The following is a 14,704-nucleotide window of genomic DNA, read 5'->3' as shown; positions in this document are numbered from 1 at the left end:
TATGAAGAAAATAAAATCTCTAAACGTATTTATTATTGCATTGATTATAATTTACATATGTTATTTTGTAGGTAATATATATCTTACTTTTTTTTCTGATTTTACAGATAAATTTAGAGCGATTAATAAGGATTTCTTTTTTGGATATTACACCCAATTTATAATTATGGCATTTCCAGTTTTTACTTTTATAGGATTACTATTTATAAAAAAAGGACTTAGTGTAATTATTAAAGAAGGTTTTTTTAACCTGAAAAGCGCAACCCAATTTAAAACAGGAGGGAAATTATTTTTAGTGTCTGGTATTTTGAGCTTCCTTTTTGATTTTATAATAATGTATGATTCTAAAAGCATGGTTTTATTAGGGAATTTAGGTCAAGATTTCCTTCTGATGATTGTAGGATTCAGCCTATATATTGTTGCAGATATTTTACAAAGTGGAAACATAATGCAACAAGAAAACAAATTAACTATATAATTATGAGAACCATTTTAATTTTAAAAAGACTTATTACTGTTTTTTATTATTTAATTTTTATTGGCTTAATAGCTCAGTTATTCCGCATAATAAATCAAATAATTACAGGGAAAATACACGATTTAAAACCAAAAATATTTGGTGAACAATTAGACTATAATAGTATGAGTCTATTTGAAATAGGATTATCTGGCGTTGTACCTTTTGTTTTGTTTTATTGTTTTTTTCAATCCCTTATTTATCTAAAAAATAGTCTTAAAGATTTGGAATCTGGGAATTATTTTAGTGCGTTAGTAGTTACTAATTTTAAAAAAATAGGAATCCTTTTTTTAGTATGCTCTATAGGAGAGGTTATAGGTAAACTTCTGTTTTTTATATTTTTTAAAAGCAAGTTTCATTTTGAGCTAGACAGTTCTGTTGTACTATTTTTTATAATGGGATTATTTTTCATGTTTTTAAGTGAAGTTTTTCAAAAGGCAAGGAGATTACAACAAGAAAATGAACTAACCATATAACTATGCCAATAATAGTAAATTTAGACATCATGCTTGCGAAGCGCGAAATGAAAAGTAAAGACTTGGCAGAAATTATTGGTATCACTACCGCTAATCTTTCCATCTTAAAATCGGGAAAAGCAAAAGCCGTTCGGTTCTCTACACTCGAAGCCATTTGTAAAGCATTAGATTGTCAGCCAAGTGATATTTTAGAATATAAAGAAGACTAAAAATACTATCTTAGAGCTTTAAATAATTCCTTATGAAAAAAGTTCTATTACTCGTAATGCTTGTTTTGGCATTCGCTTTCGTGGAAGCACAACCTGCTAGTGAAAATATATCTTCTAATCCAGAAGTATCTACAAACTATTTCATTTCCTTTGAAAATGCAGCGCATCACGAAGCGCAAATTCAAGCAACATTTACAAATATTAAGTTGGGTGAAACAGAGATTATAATGAGTAGAAGCTCTCCTGGTCGTTATGCATTACATGAATTTGTTAAAAATGTGTATCAGGTAGTTATTACAGATAGCCAAGGAAATATTTTAGAAACCAATCGTATAGATCCGTATTCTTGGAAAGTTTCTGGACACGATGGTACCATTAAACTAAGCTATACTTTATTCGCTAATCGAGGAGGAGGAACCTACGCACAAATAGATGAGACGCATGCGCATTTAAATATTCCAGCAACCTTTATGTATATGCCTAACTTGGCTAATCAAGGGATGGAAGTAACTTTTAATGTACGTGAAGATTTAAATTGGAAAGTCGCTACGCAATTAAAACACCTACAAGGTAACACCTATTTCGCTAGTGATTTGCAGTATTTTATGGATAGTCCGACAGAAATAAGCGACCATAGTACACGTTCTTTTGATGTAGACGGACAAACCATAAATTTTGTATTGCATCATAATGGTGCCGAAGCGGAACTAGATACTTATTTTGACAAAGTAAAGAAAACCGTACTGCAACAAAAAGCCGTTTTTGGAGAGTTACCGAAATATGATTATGGTGCATATTCGTTTTTAGCATGTTATATTCCTAATGCTTCTGGAGATGGTATGGAACATAGAAATTCTACTATTTTAACGAGCACAAGAGCTTTAGCAGATGGTGGTTTAGAAGGAAATATAGGAACCGTTTCTCATGAGTTTTTCCATTGTTGGAATGTAGAACGTATTCGTCCGAAATCTTTAGAACCTTTCAATTTTGAAGAAGCCAACATGAGTGGTGAACTTTGGTTTGCTGAAGGTTTTACTAGTTATTATGACGATTTAACACTTTGTCGTGCAGGATTAATTAATCAAGAAGCATTTATAAACGGATTAACAGGAACCTTTAATTATGTGTGGACTTCTCCAGGACGTCAATTTTTTAATCCGATCGAGATGAGTTACCAAGCACCTTTTGTAGATGCTGCACGTTCTGTAGATCCTGTAAATAGAGGCAATACCTTTATTTCTTATTATTCCTACGGAAGTATGCTAGGTCTTGCATTAGATTTATCGTTAAGAGAAAAAGGATTGCAATTAGACGATTATATGAAATTGGTGTGGACTACTTTCGGAAAACAAGAAAAACCATATACCATTTCCGATTTACAAAACACTTTAAATAGTTACGCCGGAAAGGATTTTGGAGATGCCTTTTTTAATAACTATATCCACAAAAGTGGCATGCCAAATTATAAAAGATTATTCGATATGGTTGGTGTAACTTTAGTACAAAATACTGCTGAAATCGGATTTGGTGCGCAGGTTAGAAAAGGGGTTATTTCTAGTTATACTACTATTGGATTGTCTGCATATAATGCGGGATTAGAAAATGGTGATACTATTATTCAAATAGGGGAATATGTACTTTCGGATGCTTTAGAACTAGACGCTGTTTTGAAAAACTTTAAACCAAAGGATGTAACCAAAGTCGTGTTTGAGCGTTTTGGGAATAGAAGGGAAGCAAAAATGACCTTTGTAGCCAATCCTAGCTACTCTATTGCTACTATGGAATCGAAAGGACAAGTTTTAAAAGCAAATCAGAAGAAAGCTAGAGCTGCTTGGTTAGAGGCTAAATAAGGGTTTGAAACGCATTTGATCTAGAAATTCAGTATCGTATTGAAGTATATTGTAAAAGGAGAAGTATTATTTACGTATATTTAAAACATAAATTATAGATTTCCGTTCCTGCCTGTCGGAAAATAGGCACACGGAATATAAAAACAAGTTCCTTATGTTACAATATACATCCGAATCTCTTACGTTTTTTACTCCAGAGGTTATTGAAAATTCTGGTGCCGTTTTTTGCGATACAGGAATTTCTGCTGGGTTTCCAGCGCCAACCGAAGATTTTAATGAACAAAGAATAAGTCTAGATCGGGAACTTATAAAAAATAAGGAAACTACTTTTTACGCTAAAGTTAGCGGACAATCGATGATTGGTGCAGGGCTAGACGATAAAGATTTATTAGTAATAGATAGAAGTATAGAACCAACACATAATAAAATTGCCGTTTGTTTTTTAGATGGCGAATTTACAGTAAAGCGTTTAAAAATAGATGACGAAGGACTTTGGTTACAACCAGAAAATCCTAATTATCCAATTATTAGAATTACCGATGATAACGATTTTGTTATTTGGGGAATAGTTACCAATGTGATTAAAAAGGTGTGATTTTTAGTGCTATTTTCATGGCATTGGAACCGATATAAAATAAAAAAAGCTTCAGAATTTCTGAAGCTTTTTTTTATATAATATGTGTTTGTAATTAGTCTGCTAATACAATCACTTTATTGTTGTTGATTTCTAAAGTACCAGAGTTAATTGCTAACCATGTTGCTTTATCACTTCCTGTAGTGAATTTATCTTTTACTTCTTCTTCTAAAGAAATATCGCCATAAATTTTCACATTTCCTTCTTTTAAAAGAGAAACAATAGGAGCGTGATCTTTTAATAATTCGAACTCTCCGTTTATTCCAGGAACAGCAATACTTGTTACTTCTCCTTTAAATAAAGTTGCTTCTGGTGATACAATTTCTAAATACATAGTTTATTGTTTTAAATATTAAGCTTCAGCTAACATTTTCTCTCCAGACTCGATAGCTTCTTCAATAGTTCCTTTAAGGTTAAAAGCAGCTTCTGGTAAGTGATCTAATTCACCATCCATAATCATGTTAAATCCTTTAATCGTTTCTTTAATGTCTACTAAAACACCTTTAAGACCTGTAAATTGTTCTGCTACGTGGAAAGGTTGTGATAAGAAACGTTGTACACGTCTTGCTCTACCAACAGCCATTTTATCTTCTTCAGATAATTCTTCCATACCAAGAATAGCAATAATATCTTGTAATTCTTTATAACGTTGTAATAACTCTTTTACACGTTGTGCACAATCGTAGTGCTCATCACCTAAAATATCAGCAGTAAGAATTCTTGAAGTAGAATCTAAAGGATCTACGGCAGGATAAATACCTAACTCTGCAATTTTACGAGATAATACGGTTGTTGCATCTAAATGCGCAAATGTTGTTGCTGGTGCTGGATCTGTTAAATCATCTGCAGGTACGTAAACCGCTTGTACAGATGTAATAGATCCTCTTTTTGTTGAAGTAATACGTTCTTGCATTGCTCCCATTTCTGTTGCTAATGTTGGTTGGTAACCTACAGCAGAAGGCATACGACCTAATAATGCAGATACCTCTGAACCAGCTTGTGTAAAACGGAAGATGTTATCTACGAAGAAAAGTACATCTTTCCCTTGTCCTTCACCTGCTCCATCACGGAAATATTCAGCAATTGTTAAACCAGATAATGCAACACGTGCACGTGCTCCAGGTGGTTCATTCATTTGTCCGAATACGAAAGTAGCCTTAGACTCTTTCATTATATTTTTGTCCACTTTTTGAAGATCCCAACCACCTTCTTCCATAGAATGCATAAAGTCGTCACCATACTTGATAATTCCTGACTCTAACATTTCACGAAGTAAATCGTTTCCTTCACGTGTTCTTTCCCCAACTCCTGCGAATACAGAAAGTCCACCGTGTCCTTTTGCAATATTGTTAATCAACTCTTGAATTAATACTGTTTTTCCTACTCCAGCACCACCAAATAAACCAATTTTACCCCCTTTTGCATAAGGCTCAATTAAATCGATTACTTTAATACCTGTGAATAGAACTTCAGTAGAAGTTGATAAATCTTCAAATCTTGGTGCTTGTCTGTGTATTGGTAACCCAGCTTCACCAGCTTTAGGTAAATTTCCAAGACCATCAATAGCATCTCCAATTACATTAAATAGACGACCGTAAACGTCATCACCAACTGGCATTTGGATAGGAGCACCAGTAGCGTTAACTTCTGTTCCTCTACTTAAACCATCGGATGAGTCCATAGCAATAGTACGTACTGTATCTTCACCAATGTGAGATTGTACCTCTAATACTAAAAGCGAACCATCTGCTTTTTTGATTTCTAATGAATCATAAATCTTTGGAAGTTCAGCACCAGCAGCGAATTCTACATCGATAACTGGACCTACTATTTGTGCAACTTTACCTGTAACTTTTGACATTACTTTTATATTTAATGTTTTGGTATAAATTTATTACGAATAACATGTGACTCCATTTGAGCGGAGTACGAGGTTTTTTCGCGCTGCAAATATAGTGGTTTTAATTTAAAAAATATATCAAAAGATACAGATTTTTATGCATAAAAAAACGCCTTCATTTTGAAGGCGTTTTTTTAAATAAATATTTATGTAATTTATGGTAATAAAGGAGAATGGTTTACACCATAATCTGTAGCTTTTGCTACATTACCTGAAGCTCTAAAGTTAGAACCAAAATTAGTATCTATAGCATCTAAAAAGGCATTTGCCATTAATGCATAGCCTCTTGATGTTAAATGAACACCATCTAAACTTACTAGACCACCAAATACTAATTCTGTATTCAAATCATATTCATCAAATATAATACCTGTTGTAGTTGCTTGGTCTAAAATATCATTTAAATCTACTAAAGCTAAGTTTGGATTTGCATCTGTTGCTGCTTTAATGGAAGTGTTGTAATTCATCGTTGCAGTAGCAATTTCTGCTTGCTCCTCTGGAGTTAAAACCCATTTATCTGCTAAAGGAATTTGAGTTCCATATCCATCAGGAATTAAAGTAGATAATGGTAATACAAATAAATCAGTAGATGTAGATGGTCTGTAACTAGGAAGACCTAATCCAGATAAATCTGTTAAGTTTTCATCTATTAATACCATCGTATTTGTTGTAGAAACTTCAAACATTATGGTTCTAGCAGCAGCTTCATCTGCAGTAATTAAATTATTAGCAAGTGCTACTTGTAATCCTCCATTATATTGCGCGTATGCACCATTTAAAAGAGCAGCATTTGCTGTATTTAACGGAATTGGATTATAAGGAACTGTTGTAAAGTGAGATAAACTTGTAATGTTTGGTACATTACCAACTACTCCTTTAACATTATTTGTACCATTTGAAGTTAACCTTGCAATGATTCCATTTAATGCGGCATCAAAAGTTGGTAATGGTGTGATTAAGTCACTACCATCTCCTCCGGATACTGCATATCCTAAAACATCATTACCACCTATTTCACTTAAAGTGAAAAACGTAGGTGCTTGATCTACTGCTAAATCTAAAATGCTAGCATTAGGTGTTAATCCCGTTAATCTAATAGCGTAAGGGTTAGCAGCGGCAGGGAAATTAGCTAAACTTCCAAAACCTGGAGCTAATAAATGGTAACTTTTTGCTCCTGGTACTCCTAAATTATTAAACGGTCCTGTTGGATTGTTTAAAACAAAATCTGTAGTAGACATTGCCGCAGGATTTACACTTTGTAATGGAACAGGTCCTGCTCCTCCAAATACTAATCTTTCTGCAAATAATCTTTCTCCAGTTAAAGGGCTAATTATTGGACTACCTCCCGCAATTAATCCACCATAATTATCATTCATTAAAGGTTGTGTAAAAACTCCTCCTCCTGCATTTGCAAATTGTTTTGCTAATGTATTTGGAAATGAATCTTCTTGACCAGCTATGAATAAACCACTATCTGTATAACCAGCTGTAAACGATGCTCCAATTGCAACATAGTTTGAGAAATCTGCAGAACCAGCAGTTAAAGCAGGTAAAGTTACTTCAGGTTCTGGAGAGTCAATAAAATCATCTTCACTTTTACAAGCTGTAAACCCAACTAGGACTGCAGCTAGTAATGCATATTTTATATTTTTCATATTCGTTATTTTATAAGTTATTAATTGTCCATCCTATGTAGTACATAGAACCAATATGACCAGTACCAATAGCCGTAAAGTATTCTTTACCTCCAAGGTTTGTTCCACCTAATTTAAATGTAGACTTTAATTTTGGTACTCTATAATTAATTTGTGCATCCACGGTATGAAATTCTGGTACTACACCATCTCCAAACGTTGCTTCCCAATAATAATCATCACTAAATCTATAAGAAAGATTAAATCCAAAGTTTTCAAATAAATTAGTATTACCAAAAGAGGCTTTAAATTTATGCTCTGGAGTATTAAAGTTTGTTTCAAAATTAGGATTCGCATTTTCGTCATAATCTTGTTTTGTAAAGGTATAACTTCCGCTTAAGTCGAAACTACCAAATACTTTAGTAGAAAGACCTAAAGAAGCACCATAAGAATTTACATCTACACTAGAATTTGTATATGCACTATATGCTTGGTAATCTCCATTTGCAATTGCTGCTACAGATAAAGGAGTTCCTACTTCACCATATAAAGGAGCTACTACAACTTCTTGAGAAATGAAATCTTGATATTTATTATAATACGTACTAAAATCAACAATTAGCTTATTGAATTTTCCTCTATAGCCAATTTCCATAGAAGTTACTTTCTCTGGTTTAACAAGCTCTGGATTAGCAATAGCATCTGGAGTTAATAAAACTGCTGGGTTATTGGTTGCTGCAAGTGCCTCAACAGCACTTTGTGTATACGAATTGTCATAAGCTCTAGCACCTGTTTGTGTAATAGTAGATGATTGTCCATAGTCGTTTTGACCAACTGTACTAATATTATAGTTTCTAGAAAATCTGTCTAAATTATCTGGAGCAGAACCTATTAAAATAGCACGACCAGAATCTAAACCAATAAATAAATCTTGTGTTGTTGGGTTTCTAAATCCTGTTTGAATAGACCCTCTAATATTATGATTTTGGTTTAAGGTTAAACCTAAAGATAATCTTGGAGAAATGAAACCGTCAAAAAATTCTGATTTATCATAACGAGCAGAACCTGTTACTTTTAATTCCATTTCATCATTAAGTTCGAAATTTTTCTGAATTTGAGTATATACACCAAACTCAGAATAATCTATTTCGCTATCCCCATCTGTATAAATAGTACCACCAGAATTTAAATTGTATTTTCTGTAAGAACCACCAACTTGAATATCTGCAAAGTCAATTAAGTGACTAAAGTTATAGTTACCATCTGCATGGTAATATTTAGATGCATCTTGAAATTTAGATCCCGTAGTTAAATCTGGGTCATTTATACTTCTGTTAAATGCATTTTTAAATTGTGGTGAACCTGGCTCAAAACGTTCTATTCCATCATCTCCATCTGTATCAATTACTTCATCAGCAACATTTCTAGCTAAAGCATGTTTTTGGGCTTCGGTTAAACCTTGAGGGTTACCACTTAATTCGATACCAGCAATGGTTCCTATGTAATCTCCAAACCAATCTTGATCACTTTTCCAAGCTCTGTTAATTTGAATTCCAGTAAATACCATGTCATAAGAATCTCCTGCTTTATCAGCAACTACATAACCTCTTAAAAAGTAATTATCATTTTTTAATTCTAATTTATGTTGTTGTTGGAAGAAGTTATCGATGTTATATCTATTTGTTCCCTGATAAATAGTAGAACCTGTTCCTACTTTACCAACATAAGAAACTTCGAAATTGCTATCTGTAATTGGGCGATAGTATAATCCCCAATCTGATTTAATACTTTCCGCATTATAATCGGTTAAATCGCTTTCATTATAACCGGTTCTACTTACTTCAACATCTGGTATAAAACCAAAACCTGAAGCAGATCTTATATTTGTTGAAACCTCATCACCATAAACATTTAAACCATTATAGTTAATGTTGCTAGCACGTGTTCCACCTACCATGTCTGTGTCGTCAATACTATTAGCTGCCCAATCTGTTCCTTTTAGGAAACCAAAATTTATTTTAGCGGCAAATTTGTCACTAAACTTGTAAGCCATACGTATACCTAAATCTGTATATGGATTATCTCCTGATGCTTTTTGAGAAGTGATACCTTGTTTGATGAACCCACTAATACCTTGGTGGTCAAAAGGACTTTTACTTCGCATAAAAAGGATACCATTAAAAGCATTTGCACCATATAATGCAGATGAAGCTCCTGGTAATAACTCTACACTTTGAACATCTGTTTCAATCATACCAACTAAATTACCAATAGGGAAATTTAAAGCTGGAGTAGAATTGTCCATTCCGTCAACTAACTGCATGAATCTAGTGTTTGCAAATGTTGCAAAACCTCTTGTGTTTACAGATTTAAATGTTAAACTATTTGTGTTTACATCTACACCTTTTAAGTTTTCTAAACCACCATAAAAGTCAGCTGAAGCTGTGTTTTTAATTTCTTTTAAACCAAAACGTTCTACCGTTACTGGAGATTCAAAAACACGTTCTGGAGTTCTAGAAGCTGAAATTACAACTTCATCTAAAGAAGTTCCTTCTGCTAAAATAAAATTAAAGGTTTGGTTGTTTGCAGTTACTTCTTGTGAAGAAGCCTCAAAACCAATGCTACTTGCTTGTATAGTAAATGGAGGGTTTTGGTTTACTGTTAATGTGAAGTTACCATCAAAATCGGTAACAGTACCAACGGAGGCACCTACAACAATAATGTTTGCACTAGGAATTGGTAAGTTGCTATCGTCAACCACTGTTCCTGTTATTGTTGTTTGCGCATAGGTTAATCCACAAAAAAGCAACAATAGAATTGAAAGAATTGTTCTCATTTTTTAGTTTTAGTTAAATTATTTGAGCCAATATAATTAAATATTATGATAATTTTAAGAAGTTTTTTTAAAAATTATGCACGCATAGTACTATTCTTTTAATTTTAGGGGCTAAAATTTAAGAATTTCTTAAAAAATGACAACAATAATAAGGTTTATGTAAAAACGCTATTGCTACTCTACCGTGACCGATTTTGCTAGATTTCTTGGTTGGTCTACGTTTCTATTTAACATTACTGCAATATGATAAGACAATAATTGAAGTGGAATGGTGGTAAGTAAAGGAGTTAAAGATTCTAAAGTTTCTGGAACCTCAATAACATGATCGGCTAGGTTTTTAACATTGGTATCTCCTTCTGTTACTATACCAATTATTTTACCTGCTCTTGATTTTATTTCTTCAATGTTACTTACAACTTTTTCATAGTGTCCTTTTTTTGTTGCTATAACAAAAACTGGCATTTGTTCATCTATTAATGCTATTGGACCATGCTTCATTTCTGCTGCAGGATATCCTTCAGCGTGTATGTATGAAATTTCTTTTAATTTTAATGCACCTTCTAAAGCTACTGGGAAATTATAACCTCTTCCTAAGTATAGACAGTTTTTTGCATCTTTATATATTTTTGCAACTGCTTTAATATGTGGTTCTGATTGTAATGCTCTTTCTACTTTTTCAGGAATTAATTCTAATTCTTGTAAGTGGTAATGATAATCAGGATTCGATATTTTTCCTTTTGCTTTAGCTAATTTTAAAGCAATTAATGTTAATACCGTAATTTGAGTGGTAAATGCTTTTGTGGACGCAACACCAATTTCTGGTCCTGCGTGTGTGTATGCACCTGCGTGTGTTTCTCTAGCTATAGAAGAACCTACAACATTACAAACACCAAATACAAATGCTCCATTTTGTTTAGCAAGCTTAATTGCAGCTAAAGTATCTGCCGTTTCACCAGATTGCGAAATAGCAATAACGATGTCTTTATTAGATATTACGGGGTTTCTATATCTAAATTCTGAAGCATATTCTACCTCAACAGGTATTCTTGCTAAATCTTCAAAAATATATTCTGCTACTAGTCCGGCATGCCATGAAGTACCACAAGCAACAATAGTTATTTTATCTGCTTGAAGAAATTTGTCTAGATTGTCATCTACTCCAGACATTTTAATGATTCCTTTTTTTGCTAAAAGACGTCCTCTGTAGGTGTCTCTTATTGCATCTGGTTGTTCATGAATTTCTTTAAGCATAAAGTGTTCATAACCTCCTTTTTCAATTTGCTCTAAATTCATTTGAAGCTCTTGAACGTAAGGTGCTACAACAGAATCATCTTTAATTTTTCTGATTTTAACCTCTTTATTTAATCTAATAATTGCCATTTCTTCATCTTCTAAATAGATGGCACTTTTTGTGTATTCTAGAAAAGGAGTAGCATCACTAGCAATAAAAAATTCGTCTTTACCAACTCCAATAGCTAATGGACTTCCTAGACGAGCGATAACTATTTCGTCTGGTTTGTTTTTGTCAATAACGGCAATTGCATAAGCTCCTACTACTTGGTTTAGTGCAATTTGTACTGCTTTACCTAGTTTTACGTTTTCTTTAAGTTTTACGTCTTCAATAAGATTTATTAAAACTTCAGTATCTGTGTCGGATTTAAAAGTATAGCCTCTTTTGGTTAATTCTGTTTTAAGCGCTGCGTAATTTTCTATAATACCATTGTGGATAATAACTAGATCTCCAGAGTTGGAAGCGTGCGGGTGTGAGTTTACATCATTAGGCACACCATGGGTTGCCCAACGTGTGTGACCTATACCTAAGTTACCGTTAGTAGATATTTCGTCTTCTAATTTTTTTTGTAAATCTGCAACTTTACCTTTGGTTTTAGATATCTTTAGGTTTTCACCATCAAAAAGGGCAATTCCTGCACTATCATATCCTCTGTATTCCAGACGTTTCAGTCCTTCAAGGATAATTGGATATGCTTCTCTATGACCTATGTAACCTACTATACCACACATAAATTATTAGTTTTCTGGTTCTGTATAAAAAATTTCTAACTTAACTCTTTTTTCGTCTGGGACATTTGCTTTACTACCATGTAATACCGTTCCTCTTGGTGACATTACTGTTCCAGATGGTACTTTGTCTTCACTGTTAAAAATACTGTATGGTGAAATTTCATTAATGTTAGTTGTAACCATTAACCCTAGCTTAAGGTTCATAGAATCTCTTAAAAGAATATTATTTAAATGTTCTGTTAATCTGATTTTATATTTTACACCAAAACCATCACTATCTCTTTCTAAAACTGTTGAGTGATACACGACAGAATACTCAGGATCTATAGTGTTTGGACTGTCAATATAATAATCAATAACAGGGACGTTATTTTGTATATCATAAATTATTACTCTACTTGGCTCTTGCTCTTTGTTTAAACCAGCAGTTTCATCTACATAAAAAACTAAGTTAGCTTCGTTAATAAGACGTTGGTCTTTATATGTATCTATAAAAGTCTCATAATCATCTGGTAATTCATTATTATCTGTATCTTCATTACCAAATAAATCTATAATAGCCATAGATCCTGCTCCTCCTTTTAAATATAATTTATCATCACCATTAACTTCATCAGGGTTGTTGTAAGCATCGATTACATCTGCGTTCGTAATGTTGTTTTCAAATAAATTTAATCGGTTTCCATTTAGGTTTATTTGAAGTGTTTGATCTTCTCTAAGTTCCGTACCATCTTCATCCGTTTCACCAGTAAGGTTTGTATAATTAAGTTCAATCATCGCATTGTTAAAATTAAGCATGATTAAATTACCCTTTCCATTAACAGCTTCTGCTTTAAAATAAAGACCTCTAAAATAATTTTTAAAATTATTGTCATTACTTAATTCCGTCATACCTTCTTTTTCGAAAAACAAGCTCTCCCAGTAGCCGCTAGGAGCATTTAGTTCTTTTCTAAACCTTGGAGATAGTTTTTCTTCTACCTCCTCTTCATCTTCAATAGTAGTTAAAGTTATTTCTTCTTTACTTGGAAAAAAATGAGGGTTTTCAAGAGTGCCTTCGGTTTCAAATAAGGTGGCCTCTATATGATTGTCAAAATTTATAGTTGTATTTGCGTTGGAATAGTATTTTTGAGATTCCTCTAGACTTTCTGGATCAATATCTCTTAAGAAATATCCGTTTTTATAAATAGATAGCTTTATTGGAGATTCATCAGAATCACCAAATAATGAATCTTTAGCTGTCATAGAATAGGTCGATTCTCCTTCTGTTGTATCCTCAAGTGTTGAATAGTAAGGTATAGTTAATATTACAGAAACAAGTTCTGGTGAGTCCCCAAATTCAGGAGCATAAGTTGAAAGTGTAGCTTGGGTTACAACACTTGCCGTAGTTAAGCCATATATATCATCATTATAAACACCTAATAAATTAGAAGAAAGAGCATTACTTTGAACAGCTTCTATCTTTTTATTATATGTTGTTACCGTGAAAGTAGCGTCTTTTGTGCTAAAATTTTGATATCCTTGAATTTCACTTTCTAGCGTAGAAAAATCTTTGTCACAAGCTACAAATGCTAATGTTATTAGCGAAAGTAGACTTATTGCTTTAATTGCTTTAATTGTTTTTTTCATAGTAATGTGATGCAGTTAGCTTAAAACTTCTGTGTTGTAAAAATTGGTGTAAGCTTCACTAAATTCATCTTTATTTTTGTACTCTAATACTGGTTTTTTAGATGCTTCTAAATGGGTTTCAATGTCTTTTGGTAATTCTTCAGATGCAACTATTAAAGCATCAGAATAGTCAATAGCAACTTTCATTAAATTTGTAAAAGTTGGTTTTTTAAGCGTTTCTATTGCATCCCCTTCAATGTTGTCAAATTTCACTTTGTTAGACATGTCTTTGTTTAACGATCCTTCAAAGGTTTGATTGTATATAGACGTAACTATTTTACTTTCATTAAATAGTGGTTCGTTTTTATAATATTCTTTAAGATATAAAGGTAATAAAGCAGCCAACCATCCATGAACATGAATAATATCTGGAGACCAGTTTAATTTTTTCACCGTTTCTATAACTCCTTTTGCAAAGAAAATAGCACGCTCATCATTATCTGGAAACAATTTACCGTCTTCGTCTGTTAAAGTCGCTTTACGTTTAAAATACTCATCATTATCTATAAAATAAACCTGAATACGCTCTTTTGGTATAGATGCTACTTTTATAATAAGCGGCATATCTAAATCATTAATCACTAAATTAATTCCAGAAAGTCTAATTACTTCGTGTAATTGATGTCTTCTTTCATTAATGTTTCCATATCTAGGCATGAATATTCTAATCTGACCACCTTGTTGGTTTACCATTCGAGGTGTTTCAAACGACATTGAAGAAATTTCGGTTTCTGGTAAATAAGGTACTACCTCAGATGATACATACAATATCCTCTTATCTTTCATATAGCTGTTTTTAATGTTTTTTTATACAATATGTAACCCCAAAATTGACTTTTAATTGTTTCTAAAAACTTCAATAGGCGGTTATATATACTTGTTTGTTTGAAAAATTTCAAAATAAAAAACACGCAAAAGTACAAAATTTTATGCAGTTTGTCAGTAAAATATTAAGTTTGCA

At 32.7% G+C, this 14,704-nt stretch carries 12 protein-coding genes; 5 read left to right on the top strand and 7 right to left on the bottom strand.

The window, feature by feature from the left end; genetic code table 11:
• Position 1: 1 nt before the first annotated feature.
• From FG167_RS04620 to FG167_RS04600, 5 genes are all read left to right on the top strand, one after another.
• Positions 2–478, top strand: a complete 477-nt coding sequence (locus tag FG167_RS04620; RefSeq protein ID WP_203460252.1) for a DUF2975 domain-containing protein — start codon at positions 2–4, stop codon at positions 476–478.
• Between the two features lie 2 nt (positions 479–480).
• Complete coding sequence (locus tag FG167_RS04615) at positions 481–993, top strand: DUF2975 domain-containing protein (RefSeq protein ID WP_203460251.1); 513 nt, start codon at positions 481–483, stop codon at positions 991–993.
• Between the two features lie 2 nt (positions 994–995).
• The gene (locus FG167_RS04610) at positions 996–1,202 is read left to right on the top strand and encodes a helix-turn-helix transcriptional regulator (protein WP_203460250.1); all 207 of its coding nucleotides are present in this window, start codon (positions 996–998) and stop codon (positions 1,200–1,202) included.
• A gap of 32 nt (positions 1,203–1,234) precedes the next feature.
• Positions 1,235–3,052, top strand: coding sequence for a M61 family metallopeptidase (locus FG167_RS04605; RefSeq protein ID WP_239004443.1), 1,818 nt, complete (start codon positions 1,235–1,237; stop codon positions 3,050–3,052).
• Positions 3,053–3,206: 154 nt separating this feature from the next.
• Positions 3,207–3,647 carry a LexA family transcriptional regulator gene (locus tag FG167_RS04600; protein ID WP_203460249.1) on the top strand — a complete coding sequence of 147 codons (441 nt, stop codon included), beginning with the start codon at positions 3,207–3,209 and terminating at the stop codon, positions 3,645–3,647.
• A gap of 94 nt (positions 3,648–3,741) precedes the next feature.
• Here FG167_RS04600 and FG167_RS04595 read toward each other — a convergent pair whose 3' ends face one another.
• The 7 genes from FG167_RS04595 to FG167_RS04565 all read right to left on the bottom strand — a co-directional run bounded on the left by FG167_RS04595 (position 3,742) and on the right by FG167_RS04565 (position 14,529).
• Positions 3,742–4,020 (bottom strand): F0F1 ATP synthase subunit epsilon, encoded by a 279-nt coding sequence (locus FG167_RS04595; RefSeq protein ID WP_203460248.1) that lies wholly within the window; start codon positions 4,018–4,020, stop codon positions 3,742–3,744.
• An 18-nt stretch (positions 4,021–4,038) separates the two neighbouring features.
• The gene (gene atpD / locus FG167_RS04590) at positions 4,039–5,547 is read right to left on the bottom strand and encodes a F0F1 ATP synthase subunit beta (RefSeq protein ID WP_203460247.1); all 1,509 of its coding nucleotides are present in this window, start codon (positions 5,545–5,547) and stop codon (positions 4,039–4,041) included.
• A 194-nt stretch (positions 5,548–5,741) separates the two neighbouring features.
• Positions 5,742–7,241 (bottom strand): G-D-S-L family lipolytic protein, encoded by a 1,500-nt coding sequence (locus FG167_RS04585; RefSeq protein ID WP_203460246.1) that lies wholly within the window; start codon positions 7,239–7,241, stop codon positions 5,742–5,744.
• Positions 7,242–7,251: 10 nt separating this feature from the next.
• Positions 7,252–10,056: a TonB-dependent receptor domain-containing protein gene (locus FG167_RS04580; RefSeq protein ID WP_203460245.1), complete on the bottom strand. Its 2,805-nt coding sequence runs from the start codon at positions 10,054–10,056 to the stop codon at positions 7,252–7,254.
• A 174-nt stretch (positions 10,057–10,230) separates the two neighbouring features.
• Positions 10,231–12,078: a glutamine--fructose-6-phosphate transaminase (isomerizing) gene (gene glmS, locus FG167_RS04575; protein WP_203460244.1), complete on the bottom strand. Its 1,848-nt coding sequence runs from the start codon at positions 12,076–12,078 to the stop codon at positions 10,231–10,233.
• 6 nt (positions 12,079–12,084) lie between these two features.
• A complete protein-coding gene (locus tag FG167_RS04570) occupies positions 12,085–13,704 on the bottom strand; it encodes a DUF4270 domain-containing protein (protein ID WP_203460243.1) in 1,620 nt (539 codons plus the stop codon).
• Positions 13,705–13,719: 15 nt separating this feature from the next.
• Positions 13,720–14,529 (bottom strand): glycogen/starch synthase, encoded by an 810-nt coding sequence (locus FG167_RS04565; protein ID WP_203460242.1) that lies wholly within the window; start codon positions 14,527–14,529, stop codon positions 13,720–13,722.
• Positions 14,530–14,704 lie beyond the last annotated feature (175 nt).

The sequence above is a fragment of the Lacinutrix sp. WUR7 genome (assembly GCF_016864015.1).
In the GTDB taxonomy this organism is placed as follows: Bacteria; Bacteroidota; Bacteroidia; order Flavobacteriales; family Flavobacteriaceae; genus Oceanihabitans.
This window is presented reverse-complemented; position numbering and strand designations above follow the sequence as displayed.

Coding starts and splice junctions, on each gene's coding strand:
- FG167_RS04620 (WP_203460252.1), top strand. CDS start 2: ATGAAGAAAATAAAATCTCTAAACGTATTTATTATTGCATTGATTATA.
- FG167_RS04615 (WP_203460251.1), top strand. CDS start 481: ATGAGAACCATTTTAATTTTAAAAAGACTTATTACTGTTTTTTATTAT.
- FG167_RS04610 (WP_203460250.1), top strand. CDS start 996: ATGCCAATAATAGTAAATTTAGACATCATGCTTGCGAAGCGCGAAATG.
- FG167_RS04605 (WP_239004443.1), top strand. CDS start 1,235: ATGAAAAAAGTTCTATTACTCGTAATGCTTGTTTTGGCATTCGCTTTC.
- FG167_RS04600 (WP_203460249.1), top strand. CDS start 3,207: ATGTTACAATATACATCCGAATCTCTTACGTTTTTTACTCCAGAGGTT.
- FG167_RS04595 (WP_203460248.1), bottom strand. CDS start 4,020: ATGTATTTAGAAATTGTATCACCAGAAGCAACTTTATTTAAAGGAGAA.
- atpD (WP_203460247.1), bottom strand. CDS start 5,547: ATGTCAAAAGTTACAGGTAAAGTTGCACAAATAGTAGGTCCAGTTATC.
- FG167_RS04585 (WP_203460246.1), bottom strand. CDS start 7,241: ATGAAAAATATAAAATATGCATTACTAGCTGCAGTCCTAGTTGGGTTT.
- FG167_RS04580 (WP_203460245.1), bottom strand. CDS start 10,056: ATGAGAACAATTCTTTCAATTCTATTGTTGCTTTTTTGTGGATTAACC.
- glmS (WP_203460244.1), bottom strand. CDS start 12,078: ATGTGTGGTATAGTAGGTTACATAGGTCATAGAGAAGCATATCCAATT.
- FG167_RS04570 (WP_203460243.1), bottom strand. CDS start 13,704: ATGAAAAAAACAATTAAAGCAATTAAAGCAATAAGTCTACTTTCGCTA.
- FG167_RS04565 (WP_203460242.1), bottom strand. CDS start 14,529: ATGAAAGATAAGAGGATATTGTATGTATCATCTGAGGTAGTACCTTAT.